Raw genomic sequence first — 16,939 nt, 5'->3', positions numbered from 1 at the left:
CGCCCCCTCCCCCTCCCCCCCCCCCTCCGGTTTCCCCCCCCCAGGCCCGTTCGGATCAGTTCGTCAGACGGAAGGTGGCGTCGCTGCGCCCCGTCGCCGTGGTGATCGTTTCGAGTTTCAGCTGGAAGGCATAGTGGCGGATGTATCGGTCCGGGTGGTTGTACGACTGGAACGAGGACCAGGACGAGTCGGCGAGGCCGGCGACCTGGCGGAAGGTGGCGTCCTCGGCGAAGGCTGTGGTGCCGTCGTTGTGGACGAGCTGGAAGTCGGCCCCGTCGTGCCGCAGGTAGTAGCCGGGGAAGTTCACCGACTCGAAGGAGACCGTGCCGGAGCCGGCCAGGCCGGGCCGCGGCCGGAACCGGGCGTCGTCGTTGGTGATGTTCTGGTCGATGCGCACGTCGAGGTTGGCGTGCCGCACGTACCGGTCCTGGAAGTTGAAGGACTGCAGCCGCTTGGCCGGGGTGTTCGCCCAGCGGGCCTGGATGCGGGTCTCCTCGGCGGCCGTCAGGTTCAGGATCGAGCCGTGGCGCTTCTTCGTCCCGCCCAGGTTGAAGGTGCCGGCGGCCGGGAGCCGGTAGGAGCCGGAGGTGGACGGGGTGGAGGGGCTGGTGGTCAGTACCGGCATGTATCCCTTGCCGGCCGCGTACTGGTCGAGGTACAGGGCCCACTCGTTGCGGTCCCTGAACTTCATCCACATCGGGCCCTCGACCTGTGCGCCGGTGAGGCCGATGCCGGAGAGGTTGCCGAGGCTGGTCCAGGTGCCGAGGATCGAGTTGCTGCCCTCGATCGTGATCTGGCCGTCACCGGAGGCCCGCACATAGCGGAAGTTGCCGACGCCGGACGGTACTTCGACGATCTGCGTGTCGATGATCTCCTGCGTGCCGGGGCGTTCGATGTAGATCTGCGGCGTGGTGATCGTGCGGAAGTCGGTGGTGCGGGCGTAGTAGATGCGGTGCTTCGTCGCGCCGTTGAGGGGCTTGTTCGTCGCCCAGTACAGGACGTAGCTGTTGGTGGCCGAGTCCCAGATCGCCTCCGGCGCCCACGCGTTACGTCCGTCGGGGATCGCGCCGGCCACGTTCAGCAGCCAGGGCTGCGACCAGGTGACCAGGTCCTTCGACTCCCACACCACGAGGTTGCGGCTGCCGTTGTTGATGGAGTCGCTCCACGACTGACCGCAGCCGATGCACAGGTCGGTCGCGATGATCCAGTATCGGCTCCCGTCCGGCGATCGGACCAGCGAGGGGTCACGCACCCCACGCGTGCCCACGGTGGAACGCAGCGTCATCCCGCCGCCGTTGAGATCGGTCCAGTTCAGACCGTCCGAACTGTGCGAGAAGTAGATCTGCTGGCCCGTCGCCCCCTCCCCGATGAAGTGGGTCATCAGATAGCCCGGATCGGCGGCCTCGGCCCGATCGGGTGTGGTCAGGGCCTGGCCTGTGAAGAGCAGGCAGGCGGCGACGAATACCGCCGTGAGCCTGGCAAGAACCGCGGACATGTACATCTCCTGGTCAGTGAGACGGAATCGGCTACGGCGGCCGCCCTTGAAGCGCTTGATGTCCGGGCCGCTGCGGCACCTGCCATCAGGAGGTCCTGGTTTCTCCCATCCGGAGCCGGGCCGCCGTTGGAGCATGCCGCGCCGTTCCAGCGCCGACTGCGCAGGGAACCGTAGAGATCCGCAGCATGACTCCCGCCGAACCCATGGGGATTGTTCGATTTTTCGGACAATGCCCGTAAGGTCGGACAGACGTTAAGGGCGAACAACTGAACGCGTCAACACCTGCGACAGACGCAACTGGAACCGCCACGTCCGCCCACACTCCTCGGGATCGAACTCGTCAGTTTGGTTGACCTGCGCCCGACTCACCCCTATCTTCTGGCCGAAGTTACGGACGACGTTCGATATCTCGAACTTACTCTCACCGCACGGGACTTGCCGTGCTCGGCGCGCCGCCCTTCACGGGCGCCAGACCCCCCGGAGAACCCCCCACATGAGACCCCGCATCAGCCGCCGCACCCTGCTCGCGGCGTCCGCCGCCATGGTCGTGCTCGGCGTCACCGGAACACCCGCCCACGCGGCGGCGCCGGCCTCCCCGGCCGTGACCTTCACCAACCCGATCGCGCTCCAGCGCGCCGATCCGCACGTCTTCAGACACACCGACGGCTTCTACTACTTCACCGCCACGGTGCCCGCGTACGACCGGATCGTGATGCGCCGGGCCACCACCCTCCAGGGCCTCGCCACCGCCCCGGAGACCACCATCTGGACCAAGCACGCCAGTGGCGAGATGGGCGCCCACATCTGGGCTCCGGAAGTCCACTTCATCGACGGCAAGTGGCACGTGTACTTCTCCGCCGGAGCCGCCAACGACAAGTGGAAGATCCGCATGTACGCGCTGGAGGCCGGCGCCGCGAACCCGCTGACGGCCACCTGGACCGAGAAGGGCCGGATCACCACCAACTGGGACTCCTGGTCGCTGGACCACACGACCTTCGCCCACAACGGCACCCGCTACCTCGTCTGGGCACAGAGCAACCCCTCCGGCCCCGGTGGCATCTATCTGGCGAAGATGTCCAGTCCATGGACGATCACCGGATCCCAAGTACTGCTGTCCACACCGGAGTTCGCCTGGGAGAAGCAGGGCTTCGCCGTCAACGAGGGCCCTGCGGTCCTGCGGAAGAACGGCAAGGTCTTCATCACCTACTCGGCCAGCGCCACCGACGCGAACTACTGCCTCGGCATGCTCACCGCCGACGCCACCGCCGACCTGCTCGACCCGGCCTCCTGGACCAAGAGCGCCCAGCCGGTGTTCCAGAGCAACGAGGCCACCGGCCAGTACGGCCCCGGCCACAACTCCTTCACCGTCTCCGAGGACGGCAAATCCGACATCCTCGTCCACCACGACCGCGACTACAAGAACATCTCCGGCGACCCCCTGAACGACCCCAACCGCCGCACCCGCTTCCAGAAGATCTACTGGAACGCCGACGGCACCCCGAACTTCGGCATCCCCGTCGCCGACGGCCTCACCCCGGTCCGCCTGTCCTCGTACAACTTCCCCGACCGCTACATCCGCCACCGGAACTTCCGCGCGAGGACCGAGGCGAACGTCACCAACCTCGCCGACTCGCAGTTCCGCATCATGCCCGGACTCGCCGGCACCGGCACCGTCTCCCTCGAATCGGCCAACTACCCCGGCCACTACCTGCGCCACAAGAACTTCGAGGTCTGGGTCCAGAAGAACGACGGCACGACCGCCTTCAAGGACGACGCCTCCTTCCACCAGCGCGCCGGCCTCGCCGACCCCGCCGACGGCCTCTCCTTCGAGTCCCTCAACTTCCCCGGCCGCTACCTCCGCCACCGCGACAACCTCCTCTACACCCAGCCGGTCAGCACGGCCCTCGACCGCCAGGACGCCACCTACTACGCCGAGTAGCGACCGACCCCCACCCCACAGGCCGTCGCACCACATCCAGGAGGAACCATGCCGCTGTCCGGACCCAGCCGAAGAAGCGCCGTGAAAGCGCTGCTCGCCCTCACCGCCACCCCCGCCGTTCTCGCCTCGCCCCTGGCCCCGCTGCTGAGCGGCACAGCCCAGGCGGCGGCCCCGCCCGCCGGACGGACCTCGCGTTACACGATGACCGCGTTCACGTACTCCAGCGAGCGGAACATGTACGTGTACGACTCCGTGGACGCCACGGGCTTCAACCTGGTGAAGGGCCCTGCCTACACCCCACCGTCCGGGCTGGTGCGCGACCCGAGCGTCTTCAAGCACACGGACGGCTTCTACTACGTCACCTACACCACCAGTTGGACGGGCAACACCATCGGCTTCGCCCGCAGCGCCGACCGGCAGACCTGGACCTTCCTCGGCAACATCACCGTCAACCTCCCGGAGGTCGGCAACGCCTGGGCCCCGGAGTGGTTCATCGACCCGGACAACGGCAGCGTCAACATCCTGGTCTCACTGCACCTCGACCCCGAGGCGACGGGCATCTTCAACCCGTACGTCATCACGGCGACCAACAGCGCCCTGACCTCGTGGAGCACCGCGACCCCGATGACGGGCGGCGTCCGCGGGCCGGGCTACATCGACACCACCGTCGTGAAGATCGGCTCGACGTACCACGCGTTCCTGAAGAGCACCTCCACCAAGTCCATCGACTTCGCCACCGCCGGCAGCCTGACCGGCCCCTGGACCATCACCAGGACAGGCAACTGGACCGACCTCGACGGTGAGGGCCCGGTCCTGGTGCAGCTGGACAACGGCGGCTGGCGCATCTTCTTCGAGGACTTCGGGCGTCGCAGGTTCTACTACGCCGACAGCTACGACACCTTCAAGACCTGGACGACACCGGCCGAACTGCCCGGCCTGTCCGGCACGGTCAAGCACCTCACGGTGGTCAAGGAGACCGTCACCGGAGGCATGAGCCTGCCGCTCGACACCACCCGCTCCTTCCAGTCGGTGAACATCCCCGACCGGTACCTGCGCCACCGCGACTTCCTCGGCTACACCGACCCCGTGGCCGCCACCAGCACGGCCCTGACCAAGCAGGACGCCACCTTCACCGTCGTCCGGGGCCTGGCCGACCCCAACTGCTACTCCCTGCGCACCGCGAGCGGCCTCTACGTCCGGCACTCGGCGTTCCGGATCCGCGTGGACGCGAACGACGGTACGGCGACCTTCGCCAAGGACGCCACGTTCAACGCCCACCCCGGCACCGCGGCGGGTTCGGTCGCCCTGGAGTCGTACAACTTCCCCGGCTACTACCTCCGCCACCGCAACGGCGAGCTGTGGGTCGACCGCTCCACCGCCACCGACCTGTTCCGCGCGGACCGCAGCTTCCAGCCCGTCGCCCCCTGGGCCTGACCACCCCCACGCCCGATCAGCCGGGCCGGCTCCGTGTGACAGCCGGCCCGGCTTCGGACCGCCCGCGTTCAGCGCTCGGCCGGGCTGAACAGAATCCTGCGCGTACGGTGCTGATGCCGGCGTACGAGGTCCTGCGCGGCGGCGCTGTCACGGGCGGCGATCGCCTCGGCGATGGCCTGGTGCTCGGCGCGCATGTGCTGGAGTTCGTCGGGGTCCTTGTAGTGCGCGCGCTGATGCAGTTCGTCGGCGAGTTCGGCCTGTTGGCGCACGAGCCGCTCAAGGACGAAGTTGTGGGTGCAGGCTGCCACCGCGCAGTGGAAGGCGAGATTGTCCTCCCACGAGGTGAGCCGTCCGGCGAGAACCGCGAGCGTCTGGGCCTGCTCCGCGGTACGGCGCTCGCACGCGAGCGCGGCGACCTGCACTTCCAGCAGGGTCCGTGCCTCCAGGACATCCGCGATCGAGGCGACCTCGACGAGGGCGCGTGCCCCCAGTTTCCCGTCGTCGCCCGGCGCCTCGCGCAGGTACCGGCCGGACCCCCGGACCGTGCGCAGCAGTCCGCGTTCTTCGAGCACCCCGAATGCCTGCCGCAGGACGTTACGGCTGACGCCGAACAGATCGGCCAGTTCCCGCTCGGTGGGCAGCGCGTCACCGGGCCGCAGCCCGCGCGCCTCCACCAGCTCCAGCACGCTGTCCACGACGGCTTCGTATCGCCGGCGCGCGTGCGGAACCAGCAGTCCCGACGCCTCCTCGGCCACCACGGCCACACCCTCCCACCCATTGGATGACCCACTTGTCCACGTGCGCCCACAGTGTAGGTCGCGGTACGCGAAGTCGTAGGCGATCGCCACCTGGCGCAGGCGGCATGAGGGGCCCACATAACCTGTTCAGATCCAGCTGTGGAATTTTGGGTGACCCAATTGTAGCGTCTGAGGCCACCACCTGGGCTGACCGAGACAGGAACCGTGCTGCCCCCCTGTGCAGGAGCGCTCGTACCCTCATGAAGATCCATTCCGTTGAAGCGATCCCCGTCGCCGCCTCCTTCAAGTCGACGTTCCGGTTCGGCACCACCGACCGCACCGCCTCACCGAACGTCGTGGTGATCATCCGCACCGACGAGGGCCCCGTCGGCTACGGCGAGGCCTGCCCGGTCCCCGCTTTCACGAGCGAGACCCAGAAGTCCATCGTCGAACTGGTGGAGGGGCGGGTCGCGCCCGTCCTCGTCGGCCGCGACCCGGAACACCGGCTGCCTCTGCTGCGGGACCTGGGGCGAGTTCTGAAGTCCGCGCCCTTCACCACCGCGGCCGTGGACACCGCCCTGCTGGACCTCGTCGGCCGGGCTCTCGGCGTACCCGTGTACACCCTGCTCGGCGGCGCCTTCCGGGACCGGACCGAGGTGCACGGCTCGGTCGGGTGGGACGAGGACGCCGCCAAGGTGGCCGACGTCGCCCTCGAACAGGCCGAAACCTACCGGTGGTTGAAGCTGTACGCGGGCCGCGGCGACCTCGACGCAGACCTCGACCGGCTCCAGGCGGTGCGCGACGCCGTGGGCCCGGACATCCGACTGTTCGTCGACGTCAACACGATGTGGACACCCAGCGACCTCGTGCGAGCCCTGCCACGCGTGGCCGAGATCGGCCTGAGCCTGCTTGAGCAGCCGCTCCCGCCGGCCGCGGCCGCCTACCAGCGCGACCTGGTCGGCAGTCTGAGGGTGGACATCGCCGCCGACGAGGCCGTCCGTACCGTCGCCGACGCCTCCACCGTCGTACGAGAGGGCTCGGCCACGGTCATCAACCTCGGCCACTCCAAGCTCGGAGGCCCCACCGCCGCCCTCCAGGCCGCGCAGATCGCCCACGCGAGCGGAGTGGGCCTGATGGTCGGCAGCGTCATCGAGTTGGGGGTCGCTACCGCCATGGGCCTGCACCTGGCCGCCGCCCTGCCTCATCTCGCCTACCCGTCCTACCTGATGGGCCCGCTCAAGTACCGCCAGCAGATCACCGATCAGCAGGTCGAGGTCGTCGACGGGCACATCGCCGTCCCTGAAGGCCCCGGCCTCGGCTTCACGGTCGACGAGAGCGAACTGCGCCGCCTGGACGCCCGCACCAGGGCCTGACCATCACCGCCCCGCCGGGGCACAGTGCCACCGACAGGAACGGGCAGTTCGCCGCACCGGATCCGGACAATCTTGCCCGTCCATGCGGTGTCGGCCGGCATCTCCATGCCCAGACCGGGGCTGGTGCGGTCTCATACACGGGAGCGCAGGAATGATCCGAAGGAGACACGGTGGGAAGAAAGTTACCGGCAGCGCTGCTGCTCGCGGCGGGCATAGTGGGCTCGCTCATCATGGGTACGTCCCCGGCGGCAGCGGACGAAGTGATCTGCGGGGAGCTCGTGCGCGGCGCGATCCTGGAGAAGTACAAGGAGATGGGCGGCCAGACCTCTCCGCTGGGCTGTCCCAGAACGCCGGAGCAACCGACGCCGGACGGGCAGGGCGCGTTCACGCATTTCCAGGGCGGCTCGATCTACTGGACCGGCTCGACGGGCGCGCACCCGGTGTGGGGGGCGATCCGCGACAGCTGGGAGAGCCAGGGCTGGGAGAGGGGCAGACTCGGGTACCCGGTCAGCGACGAGCTGACGAACCCGGATGGCGAGGGTAGGCGGCAGCAGTTCCAGGGCGGTACGTACTACTGGCATCCCACGAAGTCGAACGGGGCGCACGCGGTGGGCGGCCGCATCGGTGAGCTGTGGGGGCAGTGGGGGTATGAGCGGGGCGCGTTCGGCTACCCGATGACGGACGAGTACAACGCCGTACAGGTCGGAGGCAATCTCTCCGAGAACACGGGCGTACGCCAGCGCTTCCAGAACGACCGGTTCCTGCTCTGGAGCCCCGGCCAGACCAATGCCTTCGAGACCTGCCACAGCGAGTGTGTCGGCTACCTCGGTGTGACCAACGAGCCGTGGGTGAAGCAGACCGAGGTCTACACCAACCTGGGCAACGGCAAGCGCTCCGTCCATGTCACTCCGACCGACGCCGGATTCGAGGACGCGGACGACGATCTGCAGGAGAACTGGCGGCAGGTGTGGGCCAACACGCCCCTGTTCCCCAACGCCACTCAAACCGAGATCAACTCGGTCTCCAAGCAGCTCTACTGCCATGCGGCGTTCGCCTTCCCCAGCCCCGGGGGCGGGCACTTCGGCGGTCCGACCTGGGATCTGGAGACCTGGCGTGCTGACATCCCCTGGGATTCCGCAGAGGCCCTGAGGACACAGTGCAACTGGTAGGAGCGCACTGAACGGAGCCCGTCAGCAGCACGCTGGCGGGCCCTTTCGCATCGAAATTCCACCGGCAACTGCACCAGCAGGCGTAGCCGCCCGAGGCCGTCACGCACCAGAATCGCCACCCATCCGTTCCACCCACGCCCGCACGGTCACTACCTGCTCGACGGCTGACGATGTGCTTCTTGGACGCCGTGTCCAAGGTCTCCGGAATCTTGTCGAAGGTGTCGGGAAGGACGTCGAGGAGACCCCGTATCTGTTCGCCGGTGCTGTCGGTCAGCAGCTGCCGGCACCTTCACTGCAGCGGCACCTCGAAACGGTGCGTGAGTCGCTGCACGAGCGCGGGGAACAGGTAGTGCGTCGCCCGTGCGGCGAGGTGCTCTTGGAGCCAGTCGACCGGGAGGCACTGGCTGAAGCCGTGCATGGCGGCCTCCTGGGCCAGGTCCAGGAGCTGAGCAGTGTCGACGGCTCGGACGGTACGCGGAAGCATGGGGGTCAGCTCAGGTCCTTCGAGTTCGACCTGCCGGATCACCCGGCCTTCAGTGTCGACCTCGGCAGCAACGTGATCCGTCAGCGGTACTCGATGACCTCGCCACCGAGCAACGTGGCGTGCTCGATGGGAGCCCTGCTCGGCAGGGCCATCCGGCAGAACCATCCGCCGGGTCACGGGGTACGCCTTGGCGCTGTCGCCCCGTGGACCTCACTGTGGGCCCTTGTTGGCCGTCAGGCTTTGCCGGATCTCGATGATCCGGCGCTTGTCTTCCACTCTGCGGCTGGCTGCGTAGCGCCTGCCGAGGTGGTCAGCCAGCTGGGACAGCAGCTCGGCGCGCTTGGGGTGACGGCGTGGCACGAGCTGGAGTGACTGGTCCATGAGGTCGATGGCTTCATCGATGTCCTGGGTCCGCTTGCTGCTGCGGTATCTCCAGGCCAGCAGGTAAGCGAGGTTGCCGAGGCGGGTCACTTTCCGGAGATCGTGTGATGACCTGTCCGGCGACAGTTCGACTGCTTCGCGAGCAAAGGCGATTGTCCTGTCGAGGTCCCGAAGGGAGCCGGAGCGGTAGCTGAGCAGCTGCCAGGCGGCGCTCATGTTGTTGAGGGCCGCCGGACGCTCGGTATGGCCGGGTGGTGCGGCACCCAGTGCCTCCTGACCCACTTGGAGCGCGTCAGACAGATCGGTGGGACTGCCCGTGACGCTGCTACGAAGGGCGAGCGCGTAGCAAAGGTTGCTGAGGTCCCCGGGGTCCGGTTTCGTCCTCCGGGCCACTGCCTGCCTGCCCGCCTCGATGGCCCCATCCAGGTCGGCCATGCTGCCCCCCGTCTGATAGCGCTGCAGCAGCTCCATTGCCAGCCCCTGAGAGACGACGGCCAAAGTATCCGGCTCGTCTTCCTGCGCCATGCCCGCGGCGATGGCTTCCTGGAGCACCGCGGTGGCTTCGTAGAGGTCGTCTGCACTGCCAGTGAGCGCGCCGCGGTGTGCGAGAGCCAGGCCGAGATGGTGAAGGCAGGCGAGGCGGTGATGATCCGCCTCCTCGGCGGCGTCCCGGGCGCGAATGCCGACGTCCACCGCTTCCTGCGCGTGCGTGTGCGAGCCCGTGACCTCGGAAAGCGTGCGCAGGGCAGCACTGAGGACGCTGAGGGCCTCGGCATAGGACGGGTTGCCCGGATCCCCTTCCTCGACGGCTCTCCTCCCGGCCACCACGGCGCGTTCGAGCGTTTCGAGGCGCCCGGATTCCGCCCAGATCTGCAACGCCTCGTTGGCCCGGCTGCTCCAGACCGCGGCGTCATCCCGTTCGTCGCTGCTGGTGGTATCGCCCACGCCGTCGAAGAAGTGCCGCAAGGACCGAGGGACCGCACTCGGGTTCTGCCGGCCGATCGCGGTGAACAACGAATACGACGTCTGCGTCGGCTCCCGGCCTTCGTCTTCGGGCAGAATCTGTGCTCGCATCAGATGGAACCACGCCAGTAGTAAAAGAGCTGCGTGCTGGAACTCCGTGTCCTCCACGGGCCTGCCTGTGTCAGCACGCTCGCGGGAGGCGAGTTCCAGGAGTCGTGCGGCCTCTCCCGACGCCGTCGGCTCGAGCAGCAGCTGTGGTTGGGCGTACAGCACGAATGCGTCCAGCCGGTCATGCATCCGACGCAGAAGCTCATTCCGCTGGTGGACTTGGTCACTCATCACGGCCCCAGGTGGACATACGCACACCAGCTGACGGGTGCCATCGGGGAAGCATCCCGCTGTTCGAGCACGGCCTTGTGGAGCGCTCGAGCGGCCTCCGTTCCCCGCGCGGCGTCTCCCTCGCGCACCAGACGCGCATACACGCTCTCGGCGACAGTGGGTGCCGTCGAGTCGTCGATGGACCAGAGTGTGCCGATGACGTGCCGGTACCCGGCGAGCTGCGCCATGGTCGCGAGATTCAGTGACTCGTCGTTCAGCCCTCGCACAGATCGGGCGGTACTGCAGGCGGAGAAGAAGGCGAACTCGGCGCCCGCGGCCGGTGAGAGGCGGGATACGGCTTCCATCGCGAGTTCCTCTTCCTGCAGCAACAGGCGGGCTTCCTCTCCCTTCTCCCCATGGACGGTTCCGTGACAGGCGAAGTGGACCCATGACGCCGTCGACAGGTGCTCGAGCACAGCGGCCTCCGTCGCATCGGGGCCGATCAGCGTCTTGGCGCTGGGGAAGTACTTGAGGAACACCTGCGCCTCGTGCCACGCGGTGCGCAACACCTGCTGCCCACCGGGGACGTGGGACTCCGGCACGGCGACGACCAGGGCACGCTGCTGCTGCGCGTCGTCGTCGGCAGCGGCGGCGGCTGGGGCGGACCGTACCTCGACGAGTTGGCGCAGAGTCGGCGTGTAGGAGGAGACCACACGGTCCAGCACCGCCTGCGCCCTGCCACCCGGCCTGCCATGCAGGCCGGCAGCGTGCAGCGGCAGCGACGCGAACGGTCCGGTGGGGCACCACCACACACGCTCGGCCTCATCCGCGGTTGTTCTTCGCGTATGGCCCAACTCGGTGAGGATCGGTTCGCAGACATGGAGCCACAGCCATTCCAGACAAGCCATGACCAGTTCCCGGCCGATCGCGCGCTTCGCCCCGTCGCCGGCGTTGCCCTGAAGTACGTCCAGGCCGTGCGAGAAGCGGCGGGCGTAGGACTCCACCAGCTCATAGGAGACGCCGTCCAGAGGGATGGGCAACGGGTCCTGTCCCGGCCTCACCACCAGGGCGTCACATCGGGACCGGCTGGCGTTGACGATGATGACGGCACCTTCCTCGGTGGCGCCGCGCAGAACAGAGTAGGACGGTCTGCTCAGGAAATCGGCCAGCCCGTCCTGCTTTCTGATCTCCTGGATGAGGTCCTTTCTCTGCTGGGCGGCGGCGAGTCGCTCTCCGGTGGAAAGGACTCCCCCGTATTCGTCTCCGACCGCGGCAGCCTCTGCCCTGGCGTGTGCTTGCGCGAAGCGGTTCGCCAGCTCCGGGGAGACTCCGGCGGCGCGGTGGAAGGCCGCCCGGCCGCCGAGCGCCCGGCTGAGCATGACGCCACGGCCGTACTCGAGGACCTCGACCGCACGTTCGTATTCGTGTCGGTCCAGCGCCAGAGCGGCCGCGTCACGGGCCAGTCCGTCGAAGGCCCGCAGAAGTGATTCCTGCCCTTCCCGGTCGATCCCTGACCAGGAAGCCAGCTCCAGCAACTCCAAGGCGGTGTCGTACGCCTTCGACGCCGCGTCCGTGTAACCCAGCCGGCTTGCCGACTCCGCCCACCCCTGAGCCGATCGAAGGAGGACGCGCATTGGTGCCGCGGGCGTCAGGGCGGCGCCGCGGAACAGGTCGGCGGCCTCCGCCAGCGCACCGGTGTAGGACGTGGCCTCGTACAGGTCACGTAGCTGGAAGGCGAGCTGCATCTCGGTGAAGGCGCGTTGTTCCGACCCCTCCGAGGACAGATCGCGAGCCTCGCGGCATACGTCAATCGCCTCTTGCAACTGCGCGATGTCATTGTCGTGGAGATAGCGGTCGTGTATCGCCATGGCCAGGTGGTGGAGACGCCCCGACCGCCGCTCGTCTCCCCTCTCGGTGGTCTCGGTACCGGGCGTGAGACCCACACGCAGGAGGCCCAACGCCCGGTCCAGTTCCTCGACGTCGCCCATTCCCAGCAGTCGGCTGTCGCTGTGCTGCGGTCGAGGATGGGGAACCGCACGGTCACGTAGCGGGTAGCCGTCCTCGATGGCCCGTAGGGCTGCCGATGTCGCCCAGGACTGCAACGTGTGTGCCTGGGTGTCCCGTGCTGTTTCGAACCTCTTGTGCAGCAGCAGGCCCAGGAGATGGGTCGCCTCGCGGGTATCACGCACACCCGCCCACCCTCCCTCAGCGACGTCCCGGAGCAGCCCCTCCGCCTCGTCCAGTGCGTTGTCGTTTCCCTTGCTGTGCCAGATGAGCGCCTGGGACAGCGCGTTCATACCGATGGCGCGCTCCCGTCCGGAGACCCGTGCCATACGGCGCAGCAGCTCGAGGTGTTGCGGCATGCTGGCGGCGTCCCCCAGTCGGAGATGACGCTGAACGACGGAAGTCGCAAGGTTGAGGAGTTTCGCGGCCCGGTCCCGGTGCCCCTCCGGGAGGGCTTCGAGAGCCCGCAGTTGCAGATCGACGGGATCGTGGTCCTCCGCGGCGGCGCCGGACACGTGTTTGCCCAGGAGGAGCCGGACTGAGCCCAGGGCGGAGAGCGCGTGGGCCCGGGCTTCGTCCTCCAGCAGCAGTTCGACGGTCCCTGCCAGTTGTTCCTCGGCCTCCCGCAGCAGGGCCGGGTCGTCCCCTTGCGCTCGGGCCAGTGACAGCAGCGCGGCTCCGAGGTTGGCGCGGCAGGTGGCGTAGTGCGCATCGTCCTGGACGCTGAGGTCCACGGCCCGGCGGGACACGTCAGCGGATTCCTGGAGCAACGGCACGCGTCCGGTGCGCTCGTACTGGTGGTCCAGGATGTCCCCCAGATTGGACAGTGCCTGCGCCTGCTCCTGGCGGGACAGCTCTCCCGAGGCAACTGCCGCCCGCGTCGCCGACTCGGCCTCGTCCAGCCGCGCGGGGTCTGCCGCGCTCTCCATGCGGTACTGCTCCACCAGGAGATTCGCGTACGTTATCTGGGTCTTGGCGTAGTCGCGGGTGGCGACCGGGGTGAGCGCGAGCGCCTCCTGAACGGCCGCACCAGCGCGGGCGAGTAGCTGGGTGTCGTCGGCGCGGCGCGCGGCACGGCGGAGGTAGAGACTCAGGTCGGAGAGTACGGCGGCCCGCGCGTGGTGGCCCCGCGGCATCGCCTCGAGGGCGCTCTCCGACGCACTGATCGCCGCGGTGAGTTGGCCGTTGTCACCGGTGTTCCGGAACGAGCAGAAGGCGACGAACCCGGTCGCGGCAAGGCACTCCGGCCACAGGGGATGCGCCGGCGACACGAGTCCCAGCACCTGGTGCAGCAGCTGCAAGACGAATCCCTCGGGCAGGTTTTGCCGGGCTTCCTTGAGGGTGGATGCCTCCGCCGCCATCAGCACGCGTTCCATCATGGTCCGCGGGGTGGCGCCCATGACGTCGAGGACATTCGGATGGCTGTCCAGCTTCCTGCGGATCTGCGGCGGCACCAGCTCGGGGCGTCGGCGGTAGAGCCGGCAGTGGTAGAAGGCCGCCCTGGAGGGGTCGTGGGCCAAGGGGCCTGGGGGGACCGACTCCTTGCGCAGTTCGTGGAACTCCGCGAGTGCAGCCCACACAGCGAGGGAGTCGGCCGGCTCTTCGCCTGTCTCCTCCTCGGTTTCCGCGAGGGCGCAGTGCAGCCGGTCCGCGTCGTCGAAGGCCGCCGGTGACCGTATCGCGTCGGCGTCTCCATCGCGGCGATACGCGGAGAGGCGGGACTCCAACCGCTGAAGGAGGGCGCTCAGTTCGATCCGATCCGGCACTGTGCTGTCCCCCCGGTTCTCACCACAGCCGACGTGCAGAAGCAAAGCAGCACCACAACTCCGCGACGGTAGCCCATAGTTGTTCATGAAAGGAAGGTGGGCATGACCGAGCCATCGCCGCCAGGGCTGTCAGATCTGTGCGCCGCGCTGCCACATCTGAAACGGGACGCCGCACGGAGCGGCCAGCACGCACAGTTGCGGCAGTCCCTGCAAACCCTGCACACCATTCTCGCCCGCGACGACACCCCCGCTCGGGCCGCGGACGTCGCAGATGCCATCGCACGTATCTGGCGCGCCTACGGACTGCCGGCCACGCCCCGGTCCTGGCGCCCTGACACACAGCTCCCGGGCCCCCAGGCCGCGGCGCCCGTCATAGGCGCGTACAGCTGCCCCCGCCGCCAGTGCGATCGTGAGGAGAAGCGGGCCCCTGGCGGAGCGGTCCCGCTCTGCCCCTTCTACGACAATGAGCCGCTCGCCTTTGAGGGCCGGCCGTGAACAGCTTCCTCAACGAGATCGGCAAACAGCTCGCCGGCCGCTGGGTTTCGCTGCTCACCGCCCCTGGCGTGCTCTTCCTCGTCACCGCGGCGGGCGCTCGGAGTCTCGGGCACACCATGGATTTCTCGCGCGCCGAGGCACAGCTGCGTCAGACGACCGCGAACTACGACACGGCGCCCGCCGCCCTTGTCATCGCCGCGCTCGTCGTCCTGGCGCTGGCCACCTTCTCGGGGGTGCTGGTCCGCTGGTCGTCCGTCGTGATCGAGGAGTTCTGGCTGACTCCGTGGGCCTTCTGGCCCGCCGGCCCGCTGGTCCGGCAACGGCGCCGTCGGTGGGCACGGGCCCACTGGCGATACCGAGGGGCCCAACAACGCCGCGAGCAAGCCCAGTTCGCGGGCCTCACACACCTGGCCGAACTGCACGCCCGCGCAGCCACCCGTCACGCTGCGCGTCGTAACCGGATCGCTCTGACAAGGCCCTGTCTCGCAGGCTGGATGGCCGACCGGTTGAACAGCTGCGGACAGCGCGTCATGGGGCAGTACGGTCTCGACCTGGACATGACCTGGCCGCGCATGTGGCTGCTGCTGCCCGAACCTGCACGTGCCGATATCCGGGCCGCTCGCGACAGCCTTTCTGATGCGTGCGCTCTGGCTGCATGGGGCGTGCTCTACGTCGTCGTCGGGTGTGTCTGGTGGTACCCCGTCGCACTCGGTGGGGTGATCACCGCACTCCTCGCTTGGACGCGAGCACGCCGTGCGGTGGAGACGCTCACCGATCTCGTCGAGTCGAGCATGGATGTGCACTCTCCCCTGCTTGCGGAGCACCTCGGCGTGCCCCTTCCCAACGGATATGTCACCCCCGCCATAGGCGCGACTCTCCGCGAACGCATCCGAAAGGGGGCATGATCGTCCGCCCGGCCCCGCGAGATCACCATCGTCGGGAATCAGATCAGGCTGAGCAGGCGCCCGGCATCCGATCAGCAGCAAGGACGTCCGCCATCGAGTCGCATTGATCCGAAAGTCGAAGGCGCCGATGAACTCCATGAAGGGCATCCGGCCCTTCGTCCTGATCGCGGCCATCACCACCGTCACCTGCTACATTGCGCCCTCGAGATCAGAAAAACGGGGGCCGGACATGACCGTGCAAGGGCACGCCGGGGGCTATCGCGTCCAGACGAGCGCGATGGACAGCGAGGCGCAGACACTCGACAAGGCGGGTGACGACGTCGGCGTCATAGCCATGGCGGTCAAGGACACCGCGTGCTACTCCTCGGACGCCCTCGGCGGCTCCGACGCGGGCCCCGCCTACAACAACTTCGCCGGTGACTGGCAGGCAGAGGCCAAGGTCCTGGAGAGCGCCCTGCACGAACTGGCCGACAAGGTGCGGGTGTCCAAGGCGAACTACCGAGGCGCCGAGCACGCCTCCATCCAGGGCATGAGCGCGGCAAGCGGAGAGGGCGGCCTGACGACGATGCCCGCGCCCGCGGGAGGCGTTCCCGCGCCGGGCTACCGCACGATGCCCGCTCCCGGCACGCCGCCGCGCGGCCTGTCCGACTTCGACTGAGCGTCCTTCATACCGCGTACGAGTCCGCACTCCTGCCCTCACCACGACAGAAGGCCGCACCGTCATGCCCGACGCAGGCGAATCCACCACCGACCGCCGCCAGAAGCTCGCCCAGTACCACGACTCCATCTCCTCGGCCGACAGCAAGAACGATCTCATCGGGGCCATCAACAACGCCCTGGGCGTCTTGGCGCCCGTCGGTGAACCGGGGGTCATCGAGGGTCTCGCCAAGACATACCGCAAACAGATCGACGACGTCGCGGACGTGCACCGGCGGGTGCAGAAGGTCGCGGGCGAGAGCCTGCCCGACGCCTGGGTGGGCAGCACCGGGGCGCGGGCGTCCGAGGTGGTGATGGCGGCGGCGCGCTCCGCCGAGCAGATGCAGCAGGCGTTCATCGGCGCGGCCGGCGCCCTGTACCGCTTGGCCGACGCGCTGACCAACGCCAAGGCCCAGGACAAGGGCGGGCGTGAGCAGTTGCGCGAGGCGCTCGGCATGCTCGGCGGTGAGGACGGTTTCTTCGACGACATGGTGGAGAAGGACGCCGAGGAGGCGGAGCGGCTGCGGGCCCGCAACATCGCCGCCGCGGGCGCCAAGACGATGCACACCGCCGCGGAGGTGGCCGACGACGCGGCGCGGGCCGCGGCGCGCGACCTCAACAAGCTGGCGTCCGAGGCCCGGGCGGGCCGGATGAAGACCGACAACATCTCCGCCGCCGACCGCCTCGTGCTCGCCGACATCGCGGGCCCCGGCGGCCCGGCGGAGATGAACGAGCTGCTGACCGCGAACGACCTGGAGCGCTCGGGTCGCGCCATGGAGC

General features: G+C 68.4%; 12 protein-coding genes and 1 pseudogene. 8 read left to right on the top strand and 5 right to left on the bottom strand.

The features are described 5' to 3' along the window. Nucleotides 1-55 precede the first annotated feature (55 nt). Nucleotides 56-1,495 (bottom strand): glycoside hydrolase family 43 protein, encoded by a 1,440-nt coding sequence (locus ACFU95_RS43320; protein WP_383840736.1) that lies wholly within the window; start codon nucleotides 1,493-1,495, stop codon nucleotides 56-58. Between the two features lie 493 nt (nucleotides 1,496-1,988). Between ACFU95_RS43320 and ACFU95_RS43315 the strand changes: the two genes are divergently transcribed. Beyond that, nucleotides 1,989-3,434 carry a family 43 glycosylhydrolase gene (locus ACFU95_RS43315; protein ID WP_383840733.1) on the top strand — a complete coding sequence of 482 codons (1,446 nt, stop codon included), beginning with the start codon at nucleotides 1,989-1,991 and terminating at the stop codon, nucleotides 3,432-3,434. Between the two features lie 48 nt (nucleotides 3,435-3,482). Further along, on the top strand, nucleotides 3,483-4,868 hold the full coding sequence (locus ACFU95_RS43310) for a glycoside hydrolase family 43 protein (RefSeq protein WP_383840730.1): 1,386 nt from the start codon (nucleotides 3,483-3,485) through the stop codon (nucleotides 4,866-4,868). Nucleotides 4,869-4,936: 68 nt separating this feature from the next. Here ACFU95_RS43310 and ACFU95_RS43305 read toward each other — a convergent pair whose 3' ends face one another. Next, nucleotides 4,937-5,626 carry a FadR/GntR family transcriptional regulator gene (locus tag ACFU95_RS43305; RefSeq protein ID WP_383840727.1) on the bottom strand — a complete coding sequence of 230 codons (690 nt, stop codon included), beginning with the start codon at nucleotides 5,624-5,626 and terminating at the stop codon, nucleotides 4,937-4,939. 239 nt (nucleotides 5,627-5,865) lie between these two features. Here ACFU95_RS43305 and ACFU95_RS43300 point away from each other — a divergent pair, with 239 nt between their 5' ends. Both ACFU95_RS43300 and ACFU95_RS43295 read left to right on the top strand, forming a co-directional pair. Continuing rightward, nucleotides 5,866-6,978 (top strand): mandelate racemase/muconate lactonizing enzyme family protein, encoded by a 1,113-nt coding sequence (locus ACFU95_RS43300; protein WP_383840725.1) that lies wholly within the window; start codon nucleotides 5,866-5,868, stop codon nucleotides 6,976-6,978. Between the two features lie 170 nt (nucleotides 6,979-7,148). Then, nucleotides 7,149-8,147, top strand: a complete 999-nt coding sequence (locus tag ACFU95_RS43295) for a DUF2599 domain-containing protein (protein WP_383840722.1) — start codon at nucleotides 7,149-7,151, stop codon at nucleotides 8,145-8,147. 99 nt (nucleotides 8,148-8,246) lie between these two features. Here the strand turns inward: ACFU95_RS43295 and ACFU95_RS43290 are convergent. From ACFU95_RS43290 to ACFU95_RS43280, 3 genes and pseudogenes are all read right to left on the bottom strand, one after another. After that, nucleotides 8,247-8,640 (bottom strand): annotated as a pseudogene (locus ACFU95_RS43290) (hypothetical protein). A gap of 201 nt (nucleotides 8,641-8,841) precedes the next feature. Beyond that, nucleotides 8,842-10,272 carry a hypothetical protein gene (locus ACFU95_RS43285; protein WP_383840719.1) on the bottom strand — a complete coding sequence of 477 codons (1,431 nt, stop codon included), beginning with the start codon at nucleotides 10,270-10,272 and terminating at the stop codon, nucleotides 8,842-8,844. Nucleotides 10,273-10,313: 41 nt separating this feature from the next. Then, nucleotides 10,314-14,063 carry a CHAT domain-containing protein gene (locus tag ACFU95_RS43280; protein WP_383840716.1) on the bottom strand — a complete coding sequence of 1,250 codons (3,750 nt, stop codon included), beginning with the start codon at nucleotides 14,061-14,063 and terminating at the stop codon, nucleotides 10,314-10,316. Between the two features lie 102 nt (nucleotides 14,064-14,165). Between ACFU95_RS43280 and ACFU95_RS43275 the strand changes: the two genes are divergently transcribed. From ACFU95_RS43275 to ACFU95_RS43260, 4 genes are all read left to right on the top strand, one after another. Then, entirely contained in the window at nucleotides 14,166-14,558 is a 393-nt protein-coding gene (locus tag ACFU95_RS43275; protein ID WP_383840713.1) for a hypothetical protein, read from the top strand. Further along, nucleotides 14,555-15,463 carry a hypothetical protein gene (locus tag ACFU95_RS43270; RefSeq protein ID WP_383840710.1) on the top strand — a complete coding sequence of 303 codons (909 nt, stop codon included), beginning with the start codon at nucleotides 14,555-14,557 and terminating at the stop codon, nucleotides 15,461-15,463. Before ACFU95_RS43275 ends, ACFU95_RS43270 begins: the two co-directional genes overlap by 4 nt. Nucleotides 15,464-15,590: 127 nt before the next feature. Further along, the gene (locus ACFU95_RS43265; RefSeq protein ID WP_383840708.1) at nucleotides 15,591-16,121 is read left to right on the top strand and encodes a WXG100 family type VII secretion target; all 531 of its coding nucleotides are present in this window, start codon (nucleotides 15,591-15,593) and stop codon (nucleotides 16,119-16,121) included. Between the two features lie 64 nt (nucleotides 16,122-16,185). Beyond that, nucleotides 16,186-16,939 (top strand): WXG100 family type VII secretion target (locus ACFU95_RS43260; protein ID WP_383840705.1); only part of this gene is annotated, 754 nt, incomplete at its 3' end.

The sequence above is a fragment of the Streptomyces sp. NPDC057623 genome (assembly GCF_042800355.1).
Lineage (GTDB): Bacteria > Actinomycetota > Actinomycetes > Streptomycetales > Streptomycetaceae > Streptomyces.
The sequence above is the reverse complement of the archived record's forward strand: the minus strand, read 5'-3'. Positions and strand labels throughout refer to the sequence as shown.